The 19106-nt window shown below is 45.0% G+C and carries 19 protein-coding genes and 1 tRNA gene; 12 read left to right on the top strand and 8 right to left on the bottom strand.

Annotation, left to right across the window (positions count from 1 at the left end; translation table 11 throughout):
• Positions 1–217: 217 nt before the first annotated feature.
• Positions 218–910 (top strand): oligogalacturonate-specific porin KdgM family protein, encoded by a 693-nt coding sequence (locus QMY49_RS10930; protein ID WP_005449231.1) that lies wholly within the window; start codon positions 218–220, stop codon positions 908–910.
• A 67-nt stretch (positions 911–977) separates the two neighbouring features.
• On the opposite strand, the gene QMY49_RS10925 is transcribed toward QMY49_RS10930, so the two are convergent.
• Both QMY49_RS10925 and QMY49_RS10920 read right to left on the bottom strand, forming a co-directional pair.
• Positions 978–1427 carry a DUF411 domain-containing protein gene (locus tag QMY49_RS10925; RefSeq protein ID WP_005449230.1) on the bottom strand — a complete coding sequence of 150 codons (450 nt, stop codon included), beginning with the start codon at positions 1425–1427 and terminating at the stop codon, positions 978–980.
• A gap of 24 nt (positions 1428–1451) precedes the next feature.
• Entirely contained in the window at positions 1452–4148 is a 2697-nt protein-coding gene (locus QMY49_RS10920) for a heavy metal translocating P-type ATPase (RefSeq protein WP_283311496.1), read from the bottom strand.
• Between the two features lie 473 nt (positions 4149–4621).
• Between QMY49_RS10920 and chiP the strand changes: the two genes are divergently transcribed.
• The 4 genes from chiP (at position 4622) to QMY49_RS10900 (ending at position 9692) form a co-directional block, all read left to right on the top strand.
• Positions 4622–5743: a chitoporin gene (gene chiP, locus QMY49_RS10915; protein ID WP_038898462.1), complete on the top strand. Its 1122-nt coding sequence runs from the start codon at positions 4622–4624 to the stop codon at positions 5741–5743.
• A 123-nt stretch (positions 5744–5866) separates the two neighbouring features.
• Entirely contained in the window at positions 5867–6463 is a 597-nt protein-coding gene (locus tag QMY49_RS10910) for a YccT family protein (protein WP_017818936.1), read from the top strand.
• A gap of 237 nt (positions 6464–6700) precedes the next feature.
• Positions 6701–8128, top strand: coding sequence for a glutamate--tRNA ligase (gene gltX / locus QMY49_RS10905; RefSeq protein ID WP_005449225.1), 1428 nt, complete (start codon positions 6701–6703; stop codon positions 8126–8128).
• A 604-nt stretch (positions 8129–8732) separates the two neighbouring features.
• Complete coding sequence (locus QMY49_RS10900; RefSeq protein ID WP_152163628.1) at positions 8733–9692, top strand: OmpA family protein; 960 nt, start codon at positions 8733–8735, stop codon at positions 9690–9692.
• Between the two features lie 430 nt (positions 9693–10122).
• On the opposite strand, the gene QMY49_RS10895 is transcribed toward QMY49_RS10900, so the two are convergent.
• The 3 genes from QMY49_RS10895 to QMY49_RS10885 all read right to left on the bottom strand — a co-directional run bounded on the left by QMY49_RS10895 (position 10123) and on the right by QMY49_RS10885 (position 12332).
• Entirely contained in the window at positions 10123–10629 is a 507-nt protein-coding gene (locus QMY49_RS10895) for a hypothetical protein (protein ID WP_005449220.1), read from the bottom strand.
• 424 nt (positions 10630–11053) lie between these two features.
• A tRNA-Arg gene (locus QMY49_RS10890) sits at positions 11054–11130 on the bottom strand.
• A gap of 68 nt (positions 11131–11198) precedes the next feature.
• On the bottom strand, positions 11199–12332 hold the full coding sequence (locus QMY49_RS10885) for a flagellar assembly protein FlgT (protein WP_017188417.1): 1134 nt from the start codon (positions 12330–12332) through the stop codon (positions 11199–11201).
• A gap of 171 nt (positions 12333–12503) precedes the next feature.
• Between QMY49_RS10885 and QMY49_RS10880 the strand changes: the two genes are divergently transcribed.
• Positions 12504–13142: a FlgO family outer membrane protein gene (locus QMY49_RS10880; protein ID WP_005449216.1), complete on the top strand. Its 639-nt coding sequence runs from the start codon at positions 12504–12506 to the stop codon at positions 13140–13142.
• A gap of 9 nt (positions 13143–13151) precedes the next feature.
• Positions 13152–13583: a flagellar assembly lipoprotein FlgP gene (flgP, locus tag QMY49_RS10875; protein ID WP_049535671.1), complete on the top strand. Its 432-nt coding sequence runs from the start codon at positions 13152–13154 to the stop codon at positions 13581–13583.
• A 154-nt stretch (positions 13584–13737) separates the two neighbouring features.
• Here flgP and QMY49_RS10870 read toward each other — a convergent pair whose 3' ends face one another.
• The 3 genes from QMY49_RS10870 to flgA form a co-directional block, all read right to left on the bottom strand.
• Complete coding sequence (locus tag QMY49_RS10870; RefSeq protein ID WP_005449212.1) at positions 13738–14163, bottom strand: flagella synthesis protein FlgN; 426 nt, start codon at positions 14161–14163, stop codon at positions 13738–13740.
• Between the two features lie 26 nt (positions 14164–14189).
• On the bottom strand, positions 14190–14504 hold the full coding sequence (gene flgM, locus QMY49_RS10865) for a flagellar biosynthesis anti-sigma factor FlgM (protein WP_017818937.1): 315 nt from the start codon (positions 14502–14504) through the stop codon (positions 14190–14192).
• 115 nt (positions 14505–14619) lie between these two features.
• Positions 14620–15366, bottom strand: coding sequence for a flagellar basal body P-ring formation chaperone FlgA (gene flgA, locus QMY49_RS10860; protein WP_029789160.1), 747 nt, complete (start codon positions 15364–15366; stop codon positions 14620–14622).
• Positions 15367–15442: 76 nt separating this feature from the next.
• Between flgA and QMY49_RS10855 the strand changes: the two genes are divergently transcribed.
• From QMY49_RS10855 to flgD, 5 genes are all read left to right on the top strand, one after another.
• A complete protein-coding gene (locus QMY49_RS10855; protein WP_005449208.1) occupies positions 15443–16369 on the top strand; it encodes a chemotaxis protein CheV in 927 nt (308 codons plus the stop codon).
• 11 nt (positions 16370–16380) lie between these two features.
• Positions 16381–17208, top strand: a complete 828-nt coding sequence (locus QMY49_RS10850; RefSeq protein WP_009696835.1) for a protein-glutamate O-methyltransferase — start codon at positions 16381–16383, stop codon at positions 17206–17208.
• 345 nt (positions 17209–17553) lie between these two features.
• Positions 17554–17949 (top strand): flagellar basal body rod protein FlgB, encoded by a 396-nt coding sequence (flgB, locus tag QMY49_RS10845; protein ID WP_005449205.1) that lies wholly within the window; start codon positions 17554–17556, stop codon positions 17947–17949.
• A gap of 5 nt (positions 17950–17954) precedes the next feature.
• The gene (gene flgC / locus QMY49_RS10840) at positions 17955–18368 is read left to right on the top strand and encodes a flagellar basal body rod protein FlgC (RefSeq protein ID WP_005393132.1); all 414 of its coding nucleotides are present in this window, start codon (positions 17955–17957) and stop codon (positions 18366–18368) included.
• 17 nt (positions 18369–18385) lie between these two features.
• Positions 18386–19093 (top strand): flagellar hook assembly protein FlgD, encoded by a 708-nt coding sequence (gene flgD / locus QMY49_RS10835; RefSeq protein WP_005449203.1) that lies wholly within the window; start codon positions 18386–18388, stop codon positions 19091–19093.
• Positions 19094–19106 lie beyond the last annotated feature (13 nt).

Below are 19106 nucleotides of genomic sequence, written 5' to 3'. Positions count from 1 at the left end.
TTAGTTTTTATATCAAGCCACTGTATTTAATAAACTTTTTTTATTTTCGAAAATCGCGATTTGAATTTGATCACTGTTTTAAACGATTTATTTTTCAATGCGAATTAAATTGCGCAGTATTGCCGTCGCCAGGGAGGCACATCCCAAAGTATGTGATGAGAGGCAAGTGATAGCCAAAAAACTCGTCGCATAACGTGAACAAATAAAGGCAGTAATTATGAAAAACGTTTTAGCACTAAGTGCACTTTCTCTTGTTTTCGCTTCAAGCGCTTTCGCGGGTTCATCTTATGTAACTGGTAACATCCAATTCCACGATGACGGTCGAATTCACGGTTCAGACATGACATCTACGCTAGAAGCGGGTCATACGTTTGATAACCAATTCGGCGGTCTTACGGTTTACACTGAGTTTGATGGTATTCAGCTAGGCAAACTGGAAACTGAAAATGGCGGCGCAGGCAACACAACGCCAGCCATCACTGTAGGTGGTGAGCAATCTTTCAACATCACTGATCATCTATGGGTTGCTGCGGGCTACCAACACCTATTCTCTGCGGGTGAGAGCATCCAGTACCGTCCACTTGTAAAGATCGGCTACAACTTTGATAACGGCATCTCATTGAGCAACCGTACTCGCGCGCACATCGATGCAACGTCTGCAGACGCGAAAACAGACTACCGTATGGATAACCGCATTGGTTACGTAATGAACGAAGATGTGACTTTGAGCTACAACAACGTTTACATGATTGAAGCAGAAACGATGGACCACGAGCTACGTGCAACATGGACTCGTAAGGGCGTTCAGCCTTACTTCGAGTTCCGTAGCCAAGCACACGGTGCGGAAAATGCGGCGGGTGATAGCCTAGTGAACAACGCATTCGTATTTGGTGCGTCTTACGGCTTCTAATTAAAGAGTTTTGTCTTAACTGTCCATTAAGAAAAAGCCCAGCGGTATGTCTCGCTGGGCTTTGTTTTTACTGGTCGTTGCCTTTGTGGAAGCGGTATTCGTAAACCTGACCTTTGTCGTTGTAGGCGTAGACGGCGTAACTGTCTTTTTTGTCGCCATACTCCATACCCGGTGATCCCATAGGCATGCCGGGTACCGCAAGGCCTTTTGCGTTGCGAGGTGGGTTTTCTAAAAAGGCTTTAATGTCGTCAGCAGGAATATGACCTTCAAATACGTAGCCATTAATTTCTGCGGTGTGGCACGAGTAAAGCTGTTCATTCTTGATGCCCAAGTCGCGTTTAACCGCGTTCATGTCATCGTGCAGCTTTTCTTCGACGGTAAAGCCGTTCTCTTCCATGTGTTTCGTCCATTCTCCACAGCAGCCACAGTATGGCGATTTGTGGTTGATGACATCAGCGGCTAATACGTTCGCCGATGTGACAGCAAGCATTGTAAAGGTCAATAGTTTCAACTTCATAATATCCTCTATAAGAAGTGTCGCTTACTTAATGGTAAACAGTCGTAGTCGATTTGCATTACTCACGACTGTGATTGAAGACAGTGCCATTGCTGCGCCAGCAACAACAGGACTGAGTAGGAATCCGAATGCTGGGTAGAGCACGCCAGCGGCGATTGGAATACCCAACGAGTTATAAACAAAGGCACCAAACAGGTTTTGTTTCATGTTCTTCAATGTTGCACGAGACAGTTCGATGGCATGAACAATTGCCATTGGTGATGTATTAAGAATCGTCATTTGTGAACTTTCGATCGCCACATCACTGCCGCTGCCCATTGCAACGCCGAGATCGGCGAGGGCGAGAGCGGGTGCGTCATTAATACCATCACCAATCATGGCGACGGTTTGTCCTTGTGATTGTAGTTGTTTTATATGTTGCGCTTTCTCATCTGGCATCACCTGAGCAATGACTTCATCAATGCCTAATTCGTTGCCGATGGCTGTCGCTACGTGTTGATTATCACCAGTGAGCATCACTGTGTTGATACCCTGTAATTTTAGTGCAGTGACTGCTTGTTTGGCATCAGATTTAATTGGATCAGCGATGGCAATTAAACCAATCAGTTCGTTGTTGAGGGAAATGGCAACCGGTGTCCATGCGTTGTTGGCGCAATCTTGAATGGCTTGATCCATCGCGGAAGTATCTACCTGCTCTGTTTGCATAAACTGCAATGAACCAATCAACAGTGGTTGTGCTTGGTAAGTTGCAAGAATGCCGCGACCGCGAATGTTTTCAAAAGCGTCCAACTCGATATCTTCAGCCGCATTTTCCTTAGCGTAATCACACACGGCTTTTGCTAATGGGTGCTCAGATTGACGCTCTGCTGCGTATGCTAATGCTAACAAGTGTTCTTGGCTGGTGGCGTGAGTAAATACTTGCTGCACACTGGGTTTGCCCTGAGTTAACGTACCTGTTTTGTCGAATACAACGGTGTCGACTTTGCTCGCCAATTGCAGTGCGTCTGCGTCTTTGATCAAGATACCCAGTTCTGCGGCTTTGCCCACGCCTACGGTGACCGACAATGGTGTTGCTAAGCCCAGAGCACAAGGACAGGCAATAATCAGTACAGTCGTCGTTACCACAAGCATGTAGCTGGCTTTAGGTTCTGGACCTACTGCGAACCAAACCAAAGCAGCAAGGATTGCGATACCGACAACCACAGGAACGAATACAGAAGAAATCTGATCCGCTAATTTGGCAATTGCTGGCTTACTGCTTTGTGCGGTGCGTACCATACGGATAATACGCGCTAGCATGGTATTTGCACCGATGCCGGTGGCTTCAATAATCAGAGCACCATCGGTATTTAGTGTGCCCGCAGACACTTGAGCCTCTTGCGCTTTTAACACGGGTACGGGTTCACCAGTTAGCATAGATTCATCAATGTATGATTCCCCCTGAATCACGATACCATCAACGGGCACTTTCTCACCCGGTTTGATGCGTAGCTTCATGCCCAACGTGATTTGCTCAACCGCAATTTGCTGATCGCCATTTTCAGTAATGACGGTGGCTTGCTGAGGTTGTAGGTTAATCAGAGCTTGCAATGAGCGTGTTGTATTTGCCTTTGCTTTTGCTTCTATATAGTGACCAAGAGAAATCAGACCGACGATCATCGCACTTGCTTCAAAGTAAACATGGCGAGAGGCGAGTGGGAACCAATCAGGAAAAATCACCACAAGCATTGAATAGAACCACGCGGCACCAGTACCTAGGGCAACTAAAGTGTCCATGGTGGCACGTTTGTGAGTGGCTGCTAACCATGCGTTAGTAAAGAAGTGCTTACCTGCTGTCGCCAGCAATAATAGACAGAGAATACCTATCGCACCCCAAACCATTTGATCACTGGCATCTCGGATAACCATGTTGCCACCAAATACCCCCCAGAGCATCAATGGTGCACCAACGACTAAGCCTGCGATAGCATCAAGTTTAAAGCGCTTTTGTTGAGCAAGTTGCTGTGCTGCTTGTTTTTCTTGTTGCGTTGCTGCGTCTTGAAGGATTTCTGCTTGATAGCCCGCTTGTTTTACCGACTCGATGATGGCTTGATGAAGCATTTCACTATCTTGGTTTGCAAATACTAACGCGCTCTGCTCTGCAAGATTGACCTGTGCTTTCTCTATGCCTTCGACATTAGTGAGTGCTTTCTCGACCGAAGATACACAGCTGGCACATGTCATGCCTTGAATCAGCATCTGTAGCTGAACATTGGCAGATTCGGGTTGGTTACGATCGAGATGCGCTTCTTTTATTGCGGGCGTTATTTGCTCTGTGACTTCTTCTTTAGCCTCGATAGTCTCGATGCTAGTGGTATAGCCCAATGTCGCAACGAGATCGATCACTTGCTGCTCAGAGAGTAGGGTTGTGATGTCAAGTTGTGTTGTAGAGGCTTGGAATGTAATGACGTCTTGATTTGATTCTAATAAAGAAGAGAGCTTTTTCACGCAGCCACCACAGCTCAAACCCGTCAAATGGAATTGATATTGGTGACCGGCGCGGTAGCCCAGCGATTCGATGGATTCGATAATAGAAGAGAGTGAAGATTCGGTTTTCACCTCTACCATCGTCGGGGACAAATTAATGATCTCAACACTGTGATTGGCATGTAAAGCTTTCTCAACTTTTCTCGCACAGCCCATGCAGTTGAGTCCCGACATAGGTACAACAAACTGATACATAATTTGTCCTCAATAATAGTAGTGTGCAGAGCATAAACCTTCCTGCAAGGGGAAGGTCAAGCTTTTCGACGCGAAACAAATTCGTCAAAATCCACTTTATTGAGCCGACCTTACGCCCCTATTGTTGCGAGTTATCTCAAAGTTTTTTCTCTCTGAATATAAAGTTCCGTTAAAACGCCTAAAACCTGAGTGAAGTTGCTCACGATTTTTGAGCTTTTTATATAAAAACGAAGTTGATTAGAACGGTTTTGACGTTTTTATATTTTTATCTGTCACTATAAATAACTGTTATTTAAAGGTTTATATTCTTTTTGATCTTCTCATTTTGAACTTGCTCAGATTGCCGCTGGGAAAGTTTTTTACTGCGAAAAAAGTTTGTCATATTTGCCCCGTCCACACATTGTTTCAAGTTCCTGCAATGTCCTAGTTAGCGAATTTGAAAATGGAAAAAACTAAAAATATAGGGGTTTAAAATGTCTTACCTAAAGAAAAGCCTACTTGCTACTGCAATCACAGGCATGATGTTCAGTGGTTCAGCTTTTGCTGATGGTGCAAACAGTGATGCAGCGAAAGAGTACCTAACTAAAGACTCTTTCTCTTACGAAGTTTACGGCATTATCGCGATGCAGGCCGCGTACCGCGATTACGATTCTGGTAGCAAAGCAACTGACGACGATTTGGGCGGCATGCAGCTAAACAACGAATCACGTATCGGCTTCCGTGGTAAAAAGCAATTCGCTAACTTTGAACCAACGTTCATTTGGCAAATTGAAGGTGGTTACGTAGACCCAAGTTTCGGTGGTGAAGGTGCAGGTCTTGGTGAGCGTGATACATTCGTAGGTTTTGAAAGCGCTTCTTGGGGTCAAGTTCGTCTAGGTCGTGTTCTTACTCCAATGTACGAGTTGGTTGACTGGCCAGCATCGAACCCAGGTCTAGGCGATGTTTACGACTGGGGTGGTGCGATCGGTGGTGCGAAGTACCAAGACCGTCAATCAAACACAATCCGTTGGGACTCTCCAATGTTTGCTGACAAATTCTCTCTAGATATCGCAGCGGGTGCAGGTGACAAAGCTGGTCTAGGTGAAGGCGACGATTACTGGGGCGGCATCGCGGCTCACTACAAGTTAGGTCCACTACAATTGGATGCTGCGTACGAAGGTAACCGCAACATCGAAGGTGAAGGTCAAACTTGGGAAAACAACACGTACCTAGTAGGTGTTCAAGGTTGGTTTGAAAACGGCATCTCTTTCTTCGCTCAATACAAATACATGGAAGCTGACGCAAGCAACGGTGTAAACGAGAAGCAAGATGCAATGTCTGCAGGTCTTATGTACACAACAGGTGACTGGCAGTACAAACTGGGTTACGCAGCAAACTTTGACCTAGAACGTGACGGTAAGACAATCGACAACACAGCAGATGATGTACTATCTGCACAGATCATGTACTTCGTAGACCCATCCGCAGTACTTTACGCTCGTGCACGTACTCTAGACTTCGGTGACGGTGCGTCTCAACTAGACAAGCCAACAGAAGCACGTTGGAAGTCAGCTGACTACGACGAGTTCTCTGTAGGTGTTGAATACTACTTCTAATAAAGAAGCAGCTAAAAGGGCGGAAACGCCCTTTTTGTCTTGATACTTATTCACATAAGCCATTGGAATGACTGGCCTGTTAGTTTCAGTGGCTTATCTAAATTGGTATAAAACGAGAAAACCATGATGAAAAAAACAACCACACTATTAGGACTTTGCGCAATCCTTTCTGCGCCTGCATTTGCTGCTCAACTGACTCTGCAAGCGGAATTGGTTCCTCGCGTTCTCAACAGTGAGTTCGTCTACCCTGAGTGGATCTCTGACAACAACAGCATCAAAGTTGAAGATGGTGCAAACCAACTTGCTGTAAATGTTGGTCAAATTGTGTTTGAAGATGGCAAGCGTCGTAAGTTTGATTCACAGCCGCTTTTACTTGAATTTGATGCACCTAAAGATGCTGAGCTTACGCTTACATACAACAAGTTCCGCACTATTGAAGAAGCCAAGGCTTTTGAAATGGACCCTAAACTGACGCTAAAAGATGCGAACGGCAAAGACGTTGAGTTCTCAATGGTTCAACTTCGCAAAGGTGGTTTACAAGGTTTCCGTGACTACGAACGTGAAGTCGCTGACTACAACCAAGCAATGAACAAGCAAACGACAAAAGCGAGCATTGCAGCTTCTCCAGCGGTAACAAAAACACTGAAAGAGTCGTTCAACGACCTAAGCCGTGAAGAGCAGCAAGAGTTCATGCAATGGGCAATGCGTAACCTAAAGTAATCTGGTTTTCTTCTTTTATATAGGCTTTCTATAGCGATAGTAGTTATCTAGCAACAATTGTACTTAAGAGATAAATCAAAGGGCAGCACCGTGTTCGGTGGCTGCCCGTTTTTATTTCTGGCGTTAAACCACAAGGAAGGATTGTAGTATTGACTTACGGTGGTAAAATGTCGCCACTTTTATCCTTGACATTACAACGAGAGCCTTCTCGTTGCTCATTATCCCTAAGGAACTCAAATGACGGTTAAAACTCGTTTTGCTCCTAGCCCAACTGGCTACCTACACGTTGGTGGTGCTCGTACTGCACTTTACTCTTGGCTATACGCTAAAAACCAAGGTGGTGAATTCGTTCTACGTATCGAAGATACTGACCTTGAGCGTAACTCTCAGGAAGCGGTTGATGCGATCCTAGAAGGCATGGAATGGCTAGGTCTTGAGTGGAACGAAGGCCCTTATTTCCAAACTCAACGTTTTGATCGTTACAACGAGATGGTTGATAAGCTTCTAGAAGAAGACAAAGCATACAAATGTTACGCGTCTAAAGAACTGCTAGACGAAGTTCGTGCAGAGCAAGAAGCAAACAAAGAAATGCCTCGCTACGATGCTAACCATCCAAAAATCAAAGCGGCAAACGAAGCGGCAAAAGATGGCGATCCATGTGTTATCCGTTTCCGTAACCCGAAAGAAGGCAGCGTAGTATTTGATGACCAAATTCGTGGTCGCATTGAAATCCGCAACGACCAAATGGATGATCTGATCATTCGTCGTACTGACGGCTCTCCAACGTACAACTTCTGTGTTGTGGTTGACGACTGGGATATGGGTATCACTCACGTTGTTCGTGGTGAAGACCACATCAACAACACGCCTCGTCAGATCAACATCTACGAAGCGCTAGGTGCGCCAGTACCAACATTTGCGCACTGTGCAATGATCCTAGGTGATGACGGCGCGAAACTGTCTAAGCGTCACGGTGCAGTATCTGTAATGCAGTACCGCGATATGGGTTACCTACCTGCTGCGCTAAACAACTACCTAGTGCGTCTTGGTTGGTCTCATGGTGATCAAGAAATCTTCACTCAAGAAGAGATGATCAACCTATTTAGCCTAAACGCAGTATCTAAGTCAGCGTCTGCATTCAACACTGACAAACTGCAATGGTTGAACAACCACTACATCAAAAACTCAGATCCAGCGTACGTTGCACAGCACCTACAATGGCACCTAGATCAACAAAAACTAGACGTAACTAATGGTCCAGCTATCACGGAAGTGATCAAGCTTGTTGGTGAGCGTTGCAACACGCTTGTTGAGCTAGCTGAGCAGATTCGTTACTTCTACGAAGATTTCTCTGAGTTTGAAGCGGGCGCAGCGAAGAAGCATTTACGCGGCGTAGCTAAAGAGCCTCTAGAGCTTGCTCTAGCGAAAGCTGAAGCACTGACTGAGTGGACGACAGCGAACATCAAAGATGGTGTTATCGCAGCTGTGTGCGAAGAGCTAGAAATCGGCATGGGCAAAATCGGTATGCCACTGCGTGTTGCAGTAACAGGTGGCGGTCAGTCTCCTTCTGTAGACGCAGTAATGGAACTGATTGGCAAAGAGCGTTGTGTTGCACGTATCAAAATGGCTCTTGAGTTCATCGCTGAGCGCGAAGCAAACGCATAATTACTTGAATAAATAATCAGAAAGCCGCGATATATTTCGCGGCTTTTTTGTGCCTGACGTTAAGAAAACATCTTAACTCAACATAAATGACGTCGAAATCTGTATGTTTTCCCAACAATAGTTCGAAAAATTAATAAGTTTTACTTATCCAAATATATCCTCGACGAATGTTTTTTTGACCTTTCAATACAAAATATCTCTCTGACTTAGCACCAAAATCCATAAAGTTCCTTAAATATCGTCTCATTAATGAGAAGTTAATTTGCTTTACTTATTTTATTTTGAAATATCACGCAAACGTTTGCGTCATTGCTATCACTCGTATTTGAGTGCTCTAGATCACATAAAGTCATGCTTTTCGATGACATTAAATTGACAGTTTTGGGATTTGTCTTGGGGTTTCTTGGAGTTATAGTGCTCGCCGTCAGTGAAGCAGCAATATGCATCACTGGTCAGGATCCATACCCAAGTAACTTTTATGCAAAATTGCGGAAGTTACTTCGGTATCAAAATCAAAGGATTTGAATAAAAGAATTGAAATACAACGTCAGTCAGGCGGCGCATTTCGTTACGAACAAGAGAACTTCTTTTAGAGGAATCAATAATGAAAAAACTAGCAGCGGTAATTTCAGCTTCTTTACTTATGGCTTCAGCAGCACACGCAGAAGTGTACGTGGGCGGTAAGATGGGTAAGTCTTGGATGGAAGACGCTTGTGTAGCTGGTCAAGCTTGTGACAAAGATGGCTCTACTCTAGGTGCTTTTGTTGGTTACGAAATGAATGACTACTTCTCAGTAGAAGCAGGCTTCGACAACCTTGGTGATTTTGACCAAACTTCTTTCGGCGGTCACGTTGAAGCAATCACTCTTGCTCCTAAATTTAGCCTACCAATCACTGAAGACATCGCTCTTTACGGTAAAGTTGGTGGCGCATACCTAATGATGAACGACGGTAAAGACGATTACTCTTACCTAGGTGCGGCTGGTCTTGAGTTCAACGTTAGCCAAAACGTAACAGCACGTGCGGAATACCAAACAATCACAGACATCAACAACGATTCAGTAAAAGCAATGGGTAACACAGCAACTCTAGGTGTGTCATTCAAGTTTGGCGGTCAAGACGAAGTGGTTGTTGAAGAAGAGCCAGTAGTTGAAGAAGTAGTAGTAGAAGAAGTTGTTGCACCAGTTGTTGTAACGAAAACTTTCGAAACTCAAACAATCGGTACAGGTAGCTTTGCGCTAAACAGCACAACGCTTAAACCTGCGAGCGCAGAAAAACTAGACGACCTAGTAGCGTTCCTAAACGAGTACCCACAAGCAAACGTTGATGTAATTGGCTACACAGATACTTCTGGTCCAGCGGCATACAACCTAAAAGTTTCTGAGAAGCGTGCTGAATCTGTAGCAAATGCTCTTGTAGAGAAAGGTATCGATGCTTCTCGCATTCACGCTCGTGGTGAAGGTGAAAACAACCCTATCGCTTCAAACGACACTCGTGAAGGTCGTGAGCAAAACCGTCGCGTAGAAATCGTTGTTCCTGAGTTTGAATACCAAGTTCAACAATAATCGCGAAATCTAACACTAACCGTTAGAAAGCTAGATACGAAAAGCCCCAAAGAGTTCGCTCTTTTGGGGTTTTTTTATATACCCAAGTGACTTTAAGATTCCGGATTCAGAGCGTTGTCATTGATTCCCTATTTACCTAAAGCAAGCAAGGAAAACAACGTAGCGTACCTGCTCATTCCAAGTTGTTTGACGCAGCCATTAGTTTAATAAAAACGCGAGTCAATGACACACTCCCAAAGGGTACTCTTTGCAAATAGCAAGAACCTTGGCTTGTATACTTTGTTGTCGATTCTTGATTTAGGTCCACTAGACCTTTAAATCGTCGCCGCGTCTACAAAACAAGTCATTCTCGCTGAACCCTGCATCTCGAGGTTACTTGGGTATATCTGTTTATCAGCGAAGAACACTCAATGAAAGGAAGGAATAAAGGTCACTTGAGGTCAATGCTGTTGAGACGCCCCATAAACGTCAGGATTTCCAGGTTATCTTTGTGTGCATCCAGCAACGCTTTCTTTGTTTGCATATAGGCGGCCAGTTTGCCGTACTTGTTAATAGAGCGCACGACCGTTTTATATTTGTACTCGCCAGCATCGTTAAACTCACGCCATTTCGCAATGTAGCAGGTGTCTCTATTATCAGGATCCTCTAGGGTAGGGTTAGGCTTATGGACAATCTTTGGTTCGACGCTATGCGGCAGTCTGGTCATTAAATAAGGGTCTTTCAGCAGACGACGCCAAAATTTACCCCACATCTCCCGTCCAAGCTCGTTACGCAGCTTGATAGCCTTTTTAAGCCCTTTCTTTTCTCCAATGCGAACGAAACCTACGGAGCGGTGTAAAACCGTGTCATCCGGTGTGTGGATATGAATCTTGAAGGCCGTTTTGCCCTTCGAGATGAAGCGGTGTCCAGTGTTTGTAATTAAATTGCTCTTAGACATAGTGCTAACTAATAGTTTTGTTAATAGCTAAAAGGGTAAGCAAAACTCATAGATAATTAAAGTAATAAAATACAAAACTGTAAATAGCATGAGTATTGAATCTTTTCTGATACATCTAAATCAAGACAGAATTCTTGAGTTAGGCACTCCCTCAAAGCCGGCAAAAAGTTTGTCTGCTAAGAGTAGTCGATAAAGGCAAGGCGTCATCATACAATCGTTTATTAACGTTTTGACAAGCAAAGATCGCCTTCAAAAAAGAATATGAAATGAGTTATGAAGACTTAAAAGAATGGATGGCTCAGTTTTACCTTGAGTAAGGTTTGCTTATTGGGAGAATTCGGGGCATCAAGCTCAATGCATGGGCATTTTGTGGATACAAACAAAAACGCCTTAGCTAAAGTTATAGCTAAGGCGTTGATCTATGTGGCGCCCCCAGTAGGATTCGAACCTACGACCTGTCCCTTAGGAGGGGACTGCGCTATCCAGCTGTGCCATGGGGGCGTAATCAAATAAGATGCGTTGCCTATGATATTCAAAAGCAGGCATATGGCAATGCTTTATACGTGCATCTACAACATCTTGTTCATTACGTCGCCAATTTGCACGCTAGACGCAAGGTTTGGCTGGTCAATCGTGAGCTCCGCTTCGTGTTCGTAAACACGAGAAACCGTTAGGGTAATTTCACTCTGAGACACCTTGTTACGCGGTAAGCCATTTTGATCGATGAACGACGCCGTGTGCCAAAGTTGTAGCTGGTCGCCTTCTTTTACGCCGTGCATACGACCAAGATCCATGGTTACGGTATTGCCAAATACTGCAACGACTTCAGGAAGTGTGATCTTACAAGACAGCTCTGATTCTAGGTCTAGCATGATATTGCGGCTCACACGCAGCATCATCTCACCGTAAGTCGATGCCCAGAAACGTGCGCTACGAGTATCTACTTGACTGGTTTTTGCAAAAGGCCAGTGTGCCACTTCACGATAGTTTTTGTGGTAGACCTCGTGACCTGTTTTGCCATCAAAGACTTTCATCTCTAGTGCAAACTGACGGTTGATCACATCATCTTGGAGTAGTTTGGCATCAATGGTTGCCGTTAAGTCTGTAATCACACCACCGATGATGTACTGAGCGCCATTATCTTGAGCAATCATCTGGGTGCGTTCTGGTGACTTCGCTGAGATCGAATAGTCTGTGGTGCCGACAGAAACAAAGCTGCGCGATGTTTGATCTAACTGGCGGTTGACGACGTGGCTAAAATCATTGCCCACGTTGTAGATCTGTCCCATCACCGCTTGCTGCGGAGAGGCAACATCAATATTGCCGACTAATACCGTCTTCTTGTATTGATTCACGTGGCAACCCGTTGCCGACGGATAGATGTCCACTCGGATCCTCATTTCCATCTTGCCGCCACGTTTACGTTCAGATTCTACCAAGATGTAACGTACTTCATGGTTCGTGAATTGGTACTCTTTACGGCTTTCTTCTAGCAGTGGCATCAAGTTACTGATGCTACCGATATCCGCACCCGAAAAGTTGACGGCTTTAAAGAGTGCGTCCTCTAACGCATGTAGCCTTGCCGCTTCATCTGAAGAAACGATCGTGGCAACGCCTGTCACTTCATACCAAGATGCCACCGCACGAAATGGTAGGATCAATATGAAAGTGATTGATATAAGGCTAAAAAATATTTTTTTCATTGTTTGTAACCGTTCGGGTATAAATATTGCTTTACCAATTTCAGTGAAGTTTGGTGAGCTTTCTTTCGTTCGACAAACAGAAGAAAAGCAAAGACTGTTCCAAGATTGCACTTTATAGAAATGAAGTCAGTAAAGAGCAGTAACACCTAAGATTATCTGGAGAATCAAACCATGAAAAGATGGCTTGTTGCCGCATCGATGATGACGCTTTTAACATCGTGCGCATACTCACCAATTTATAATGGTAAAGAACCGTACTCTGGCAGTCAGTTCATGTTAATGGACAGTCCACGCCATACGATGGATTTCTTTATTGAAAGCATGACTGAAGAGTTGATGGTTTCAAACGTTGCAGTGTCGTCACGTACGCCCGTTGCGATTACTTCTTTTGTCGACCTGCAAAACATGGATTCAACCAATTGGTTGGGTAACTCAGTATCGGAAGGGTTTATCCACCAGTTCCAACGCCGCGGTTTTAAAGTTGTCGACTTTAAAACGACAGGTTCAATCCAAGTAACCCAACAGGGTGATTTCGCTCTGAGCCGAGATTGGCAAGATCTGGCACAAGAGCAAGAGATCCAGTACGTATTGACGGGCACAATGCTACGTCAAGAAGGCGGTGTCCTCGTCAACGCACGCATTGTCGGTATGCAGAGCCGTATTGTTGTTGCTACGGCGCAAGGCTTCTTACCTGCGGACCGTATCGGTCGTGATCTGGATACGCTTAATAGCATCCGTACTCAAGATGGTGTGTTGATTCGTTCTGACCCAACCATCCGTCAGCCATACACAGTGATTCTCCGCCCGTAGGAAACAGACATGAAGAAGTTATTATTTATTATCGCGACCTTATTGCTGGTGGGTTGTCAGCCTCTGCAGCAGATGCGTCAAGACGAAATTTTAGTGGCGGTGGGTTATGCAAGCGTTAGTGAGCAAACCGGTCGCACAATGGAAGAGAAGCGCGTTCGTGCAATGCGTGCATCTAAGATCGATGCGTACCGCGAACTTGCCGAGCAAGTATATGGCATGCGTGTAAGTGGTCGTGCGCAGTTGGAAGACCAACGTTTAGGCATTGAAAGCACAAGCGGTGCCGTAGACGGTGTGATTCGTGGTGCAGAAGTGGTACGCAGTTACTTAGTTGAAGACAGCTATGTGACAGAGTTGCGTTTGGATATCCGTAAGATGGATAAATTGCGCGACTACGGTGAAGTGCAGCAGGTGCCTGAGAAGCGTCAGCAGACCTTGTTCTAATTCAATCTTCACTAAACAGATGATCTTTTTGAGCGGCTGATTGGCAACAATTGGTCGCTTTTTTATGCGTGATACTTTTTGGGAATGAGTGAAGCTAATAAGCTTGCTGTAGTTAGACGGCAGTTTAAATAGACTGAGGGACAGAAGAAAAGTGCTAGGCTTTGATGTTGGTGCCTAGTGTGGAGATGGTGTGAGTTTTACCGCCGGAGTTGTAAGTCATGCCGACCTTTCCGTGCGTGCGTTGAAGCATGTTGTTGAGTTTATTGAAACTCGATTGGGCACGATTGAGCGATTCACCATTCATTTGGTTTACTTGCTGACAATCGAGAACGATAGATTGGATTTGAGCGACAACCTGACTCAGGTTTTCATCTTCGGTAAGTTGATTGACGTGCGGGTGAGAGGCGATTCGCTGGTCGGTGGTTCTTAGTTGACCAATGAGTGTCATCTTTTCCTTGGCGAGTTTTTCGATCTCAGTAGATACACGAGCGCTGATCGCCTGTGTTTCTTGACGTAACACACCAGAAAGTGCTTTTGCATTTTCTAGTTGGAAGTTTACAAGATCGACTAATGCTGCCATGAATACTTACCTTGGGCCTAAGTCAGTTAGCTGTTGCCTTGCAATTCATTTTCAAACTTAATCATATTGTCAGCCAGTTTTTCTGGGTCAACTTTGTATGAACCGTTTGCAATTGCTTCTTTAATTGCCGCCACTTTCGCGCTGTCATAAGCCGGAGAAGCTGCCATATCCTTTTGGAGTTTGCTGACTGCTTTGCCTTGTTGGCTTAATGATACCGCGTCTTGTTGTGCTGGCGCTTTCTTTGATTCTGTTGTGCTGGTCGCACTAGAATCAGTACGTGCAGGAGCGCGACTTGTCGTCGTCATCATCTGACCTGAACGTATATTATCTATACCTGCCATATCTCAACCTTAAACTCGTATCGTAATACTGGTATCCAGACTATCGACCAAGCGCAAAATAACTTTAGAGATTTTTTGCATTTTTATTGATCGATTTGCCGTACACCAGCCTACCTCAGAAGGTGATGGTGATTTCCGCAATACCTGTCACAATTCCTTCTATTATACGTTGGGACTTATCATTTTTCACTCTTACTTGATCACCAGATGATCCATCTTGCAATGCCGTACCCTGTGTGGTGATGGTCATACCGCCTTTTACGGCTCGAATCGTCACTTTTTCATTTCGGCAAACTACGCACACATCGTTACGTTCGACCACGTCACCCAAGCGAACATTGCGTTTTAACTTTGCGCCAACTACTTGCTCAAAGTTAGTAAAGCCATCTTTGCGAAAACGCTGAAGCTCGATCATTGATGTGGTGACATCTGAAGTGCTAATGATCTCGCCGCGACCTAATTGGCGGGTAGAAACGATCATTGGCACTGACGCTGAGATCCTAACTGGGACATAAACTTTCCAGTTGTCAGCCAGACACTCGACTAAGACGTTGATGTTGCTACGTGTGCTACTGGTTGATGATGCAGACGTTTCCAGTGGCTCTGGGCAATCCGTGGCTTTGATACGTGGATCAATATTTGCCGCATTGACTGTTAATTTCCCTCCCGCTGGCTGCTCTACCGTGCTAAGAATGTGCTGTTCAGCGGCGGTTCTGATTTGCTCAATTTGACTTTCCGTTGCTGAATGAACAAAAAAGCTAAACATACTGAGCAAAATGCCGATAAACTTAGCGTACTTTGTAAATAACGCTCTACATATTGTCATAGTAAATGGTGTCGAATTCATATTATGATACGCCATACTGTTTCTCTGGTATTATGCCTGCCAGTGGTAGAGTATCATTTAAAAACAAAAAGTTTGAGATGGAGATGAGCATATGACGGGGATTCTTGACTCGGTGAATCAGCGTACGCAACTCGTCGGCCAAAACCGATTGGAGCTACTTACTTTCCGATTGATGGGTCGACAGCGCTACGGCATTAACGTATTCAAAGTAAAAGAAGTACTTCAGTGCCCTAAGCTGACTTCGATGCCAAATCTACACCCGCTGGTTAAAGGTGTCGCTCATATCCGTGGCCATACCGTGTCAGTGATCGATTTAAGCTTGGCTATTGGTGGTCGTCCGACGACTGATATCGACAAGTGTTTTGTTGTGATCGCTGAGTTCAACCGAACAATCCAGGCGTTCTTGGTATCTTCTGTTGAGCGTATCATTAACATGCACTGGGAAGCGATTTTGCCGCCGCCAGATGGCGCAGGTAAAGCACACTACCTAACGGCAGTCACTAACATCGACAACGAGCTAGTTGAAATTCTGGACGTTGAGAAGATCTTGGCTGAGATCGCACCAGTAGATGAAACCATGGATTCAACCATCGGTGAAGAAATTGCAGTCGCAGAACAAGAAAAGCCAATCGTACGTCGTATTTTGATTGCGGATGACTCTACGGTTGCGCGTAAACAGGTTGAACGAGCAATTACTTCTATCGGATTTGAAGTTGTCTCTGTGAAAGATGGTAAAGAAGCGTACAATAAGCTGATCGAAATGGCACAAGAGGGTAGTATCTACGATCAGATCTCCTTGGTGATTTCGGATATCGAGATGCCAGAGATGGACGGCTATACCTTAACAGCTGAAATTCGCAGAAATGCAGATTTGAAGAACCTTTATGTTATCCTTCACTCCTCATTGAGTGGCGTCTTCAACCAAGCCATGGTTGAGCGTGTAGGTGCGAACACCTTCATTGCGAAATTTAACCCAGACGAATTGGGTAACGCGGTTAAATCTGCTTTAACACAATAAAAGAGACATTAATGACTGCTATTACAATCAGTGATCAAGAGTATCGTGACTTTAGCCGTTTTCTAGAATCACAATGTGGCATCGTATTAGGTGACAGCAAACAGTACCTAGTGCGTAGTCGACTGAGCCCGCTTGTGACTAAGTTCAAGCTTGCTTCTTTGTCGGATCTGCTGCGTGATGTCGTGACAGGTCGCAATCGTGAGCTGCGTATTGCTGCTGTTGATGCAATGACGACTAACGAAACATTGTGGTTCCGAGATACTTATCCGTTCACGGTATTAGCTGATAAACTATTGCCGGAGATGGCGGCAAACAAACGACCAATCAAAATTTGGTCTGCAGCCAGCTCGTCAGGTCAAGAACCTTACTCAATGGCGATGACTGTTCTGGAAACACAACAGCGTAAACCAGGACTGCTTCCGAACGTATCGATTACGGCTACGGACATCTCATCGAGCATGTTGGATATGTGTCGTGCGGGTTTGTACGACAACCTAGCATTGGGACGTGGTCTTTCTCCTGAGCGTCGCCGCACCTTCTTTGAAGATGCGGGAGACGGCCGCATGAAAGTGAAAGACAACGTAAAACGCCTAGTGAACTTCCGTCCTCAGAACTTGATGGACAGTTATGCACTTATGGGCAAATTCGACATCATCTTCTGTCGCAATGTACTGATTTACTTCTCGCCAGAGATGAAGTCTAAAGTACTAAACCAAATGGCAAACAGCCTTAACCCCGGTGGTTACTTATTGCTTGGTGCGTCAGAATCGCTAACAGGTTTGACTGACCGATTTGAAATGGTGCGCTGCAACCCTGGCATTATTTACAAGTTAAAATAGCGGACTCTTTAACCCATTCCAAAGCCTGACCTTGTGTCAGGCTTTTCTTTTTTATTCGATTTTCTTTTTCCTTGTCTTTTTCACGTCTCTTATTCTTACATCGCTTTTTCGCGCCCTTGTTCTAAAAGCTCACGCCATTTTTGCCTGCTCCCGACCATAGGGTGTATATTTTTTAAAGAGTCGAGCTCATTACTCGATTCGTATGACACTCCATCAATAACATTGGCTTGCTTATTGCAAACCATTACGTCGATAACTGAAGCGGCAAAATGGCATGTTCTATTTTTGGCACGCTAATTGCTTTTTAGTTATTAATTACGGTCAGTTCTTAATGTAGAGGCAAACATGGCTATATCTTTTGACAACGCACTAGGCATCCACCAGTACACGGTGGGCGTACGTGAGCGCAACGCGGAGGTGATTTCCACCAACATCGCGCAAGCAAACACGCCTGGTTATAAAGCAAGAGGTTTAGACTTTGCCAAGGAATTGCAGGCGGCAACATCTGGGGCAAGCATTGGTCTTAGCCGCACAGATGGTCGGCACATTCCTGCCACTACAACGTTGGTCGGGGACAAGCTATATCGTCTACCTACGCAACCAGATACGGGCGATGGCAACACGGTTGATTTGGATTTAGAGCGTAACTTGTTTATGCAAAACCAAATTAGACACCAAGCATCACTCGACTTTCTAGGCAGCAAATTCAAGAACTTAACCAAAGCAATCAAAGGGGAATAATTTAGATGAGCTTATTTAACGTTTTCAATGTGACAGGTTCCGCAATGAGCGCTGAGTCCGTTCGTCTGAATACTACCTCAAGCAACTTGGCGAATGCCGACAGTGTCAGCAGTTCTGCGAAAGACACTTATAAGGCTCGTCATGCTGTGTTTGGTGCTGAGTTAAGTAACGCCATGCGTGGCGGTGATACGGTGCCAGTGAAAGTGATGGGTATTGTAGAAAGCGATAAACCGCTTAGTGCGGAGTACAACCCTGACCATCCCCTTGCAAACGAGGAAGGCTACATCTACAAGCCTAACGTGAATGTAATGGAAGAAATGGCAAACATGATTTCAGCTTCTCGCGCATACCAAACTAATGTGCAAGTGGCTGATTCTAGTAAACAAATGCTGCTGCGTACGCTGCAGATGGGTCAATAAGGATAAGGGGGTAGCGTATGGCCGGAATTAACAACGTTGGTCAAAGCGGCTTGTCCTATATCGACCAGCTTAAAAGCCTACAAGAGAACAAGAAGACTGAAGAGAGTACAGGTAAGCAGGACCTGAAACAGGAAGACTTCCTATCTTTGCTCACTAAGCAATTGTCTCAACAGGACCCTTTTAAGCCGGTAAGTAATGACCAGATGATTGCGCAAATGGCGTCATTTGCGACCGTAGATGGTATTGGCAAGATGAACTCTCAGTTCGAGAGCTTAAACTCGTCAATGACATCAAACCAAGCGTTACAAGCTTCCTCTTTGGTTGGTCGTGACGTATTGGTCCCAGGTGCGGCGGGTGTGAAGCAAGACAATGCGGCAATGGCGGCAATGGTTAAGCTAGCACAACCGATCGACAACTTATTTGTCCGAGTAGAAAACGAAGCGGGCCAACTGGTGCGTACTTTTGAGGTAGGTGCGAAACCAGCCGGTGATACTCGTGTACTTTGGGACGGTAATGATGAAAACGGTAATCCGATGCCTGCTGGCAAATACAATGTGAAAGCGTCTGGCTTGGTAGAAGGGGAGTCTCAAGAGTTCCCAGTATCTACTTACGCGAACGTGAACAGTGTGTTGCTAGGCAAGGGTGACGGTAACGTATTACTCAATCTGGCAGGCTTTGAATCGCCAGTTCGACTTGCAGAAGTTTTGGAAGTTGGCAAAGCGTAATCAATAGCACGTC

This window comes from Vibrio harveyi (assembly GCF_030060435.1).
Lineage (GTDB): Bacteria > Pseudomonadota > Gammaproteobacteria > Enterobacterales > Vibrionaceae > Vibrio > Vibrio harveyi.
Note: the sequence above shows the minus strand (reverse complement) of the source record. Positions and strands in the feature narration are given on the sequence as shown.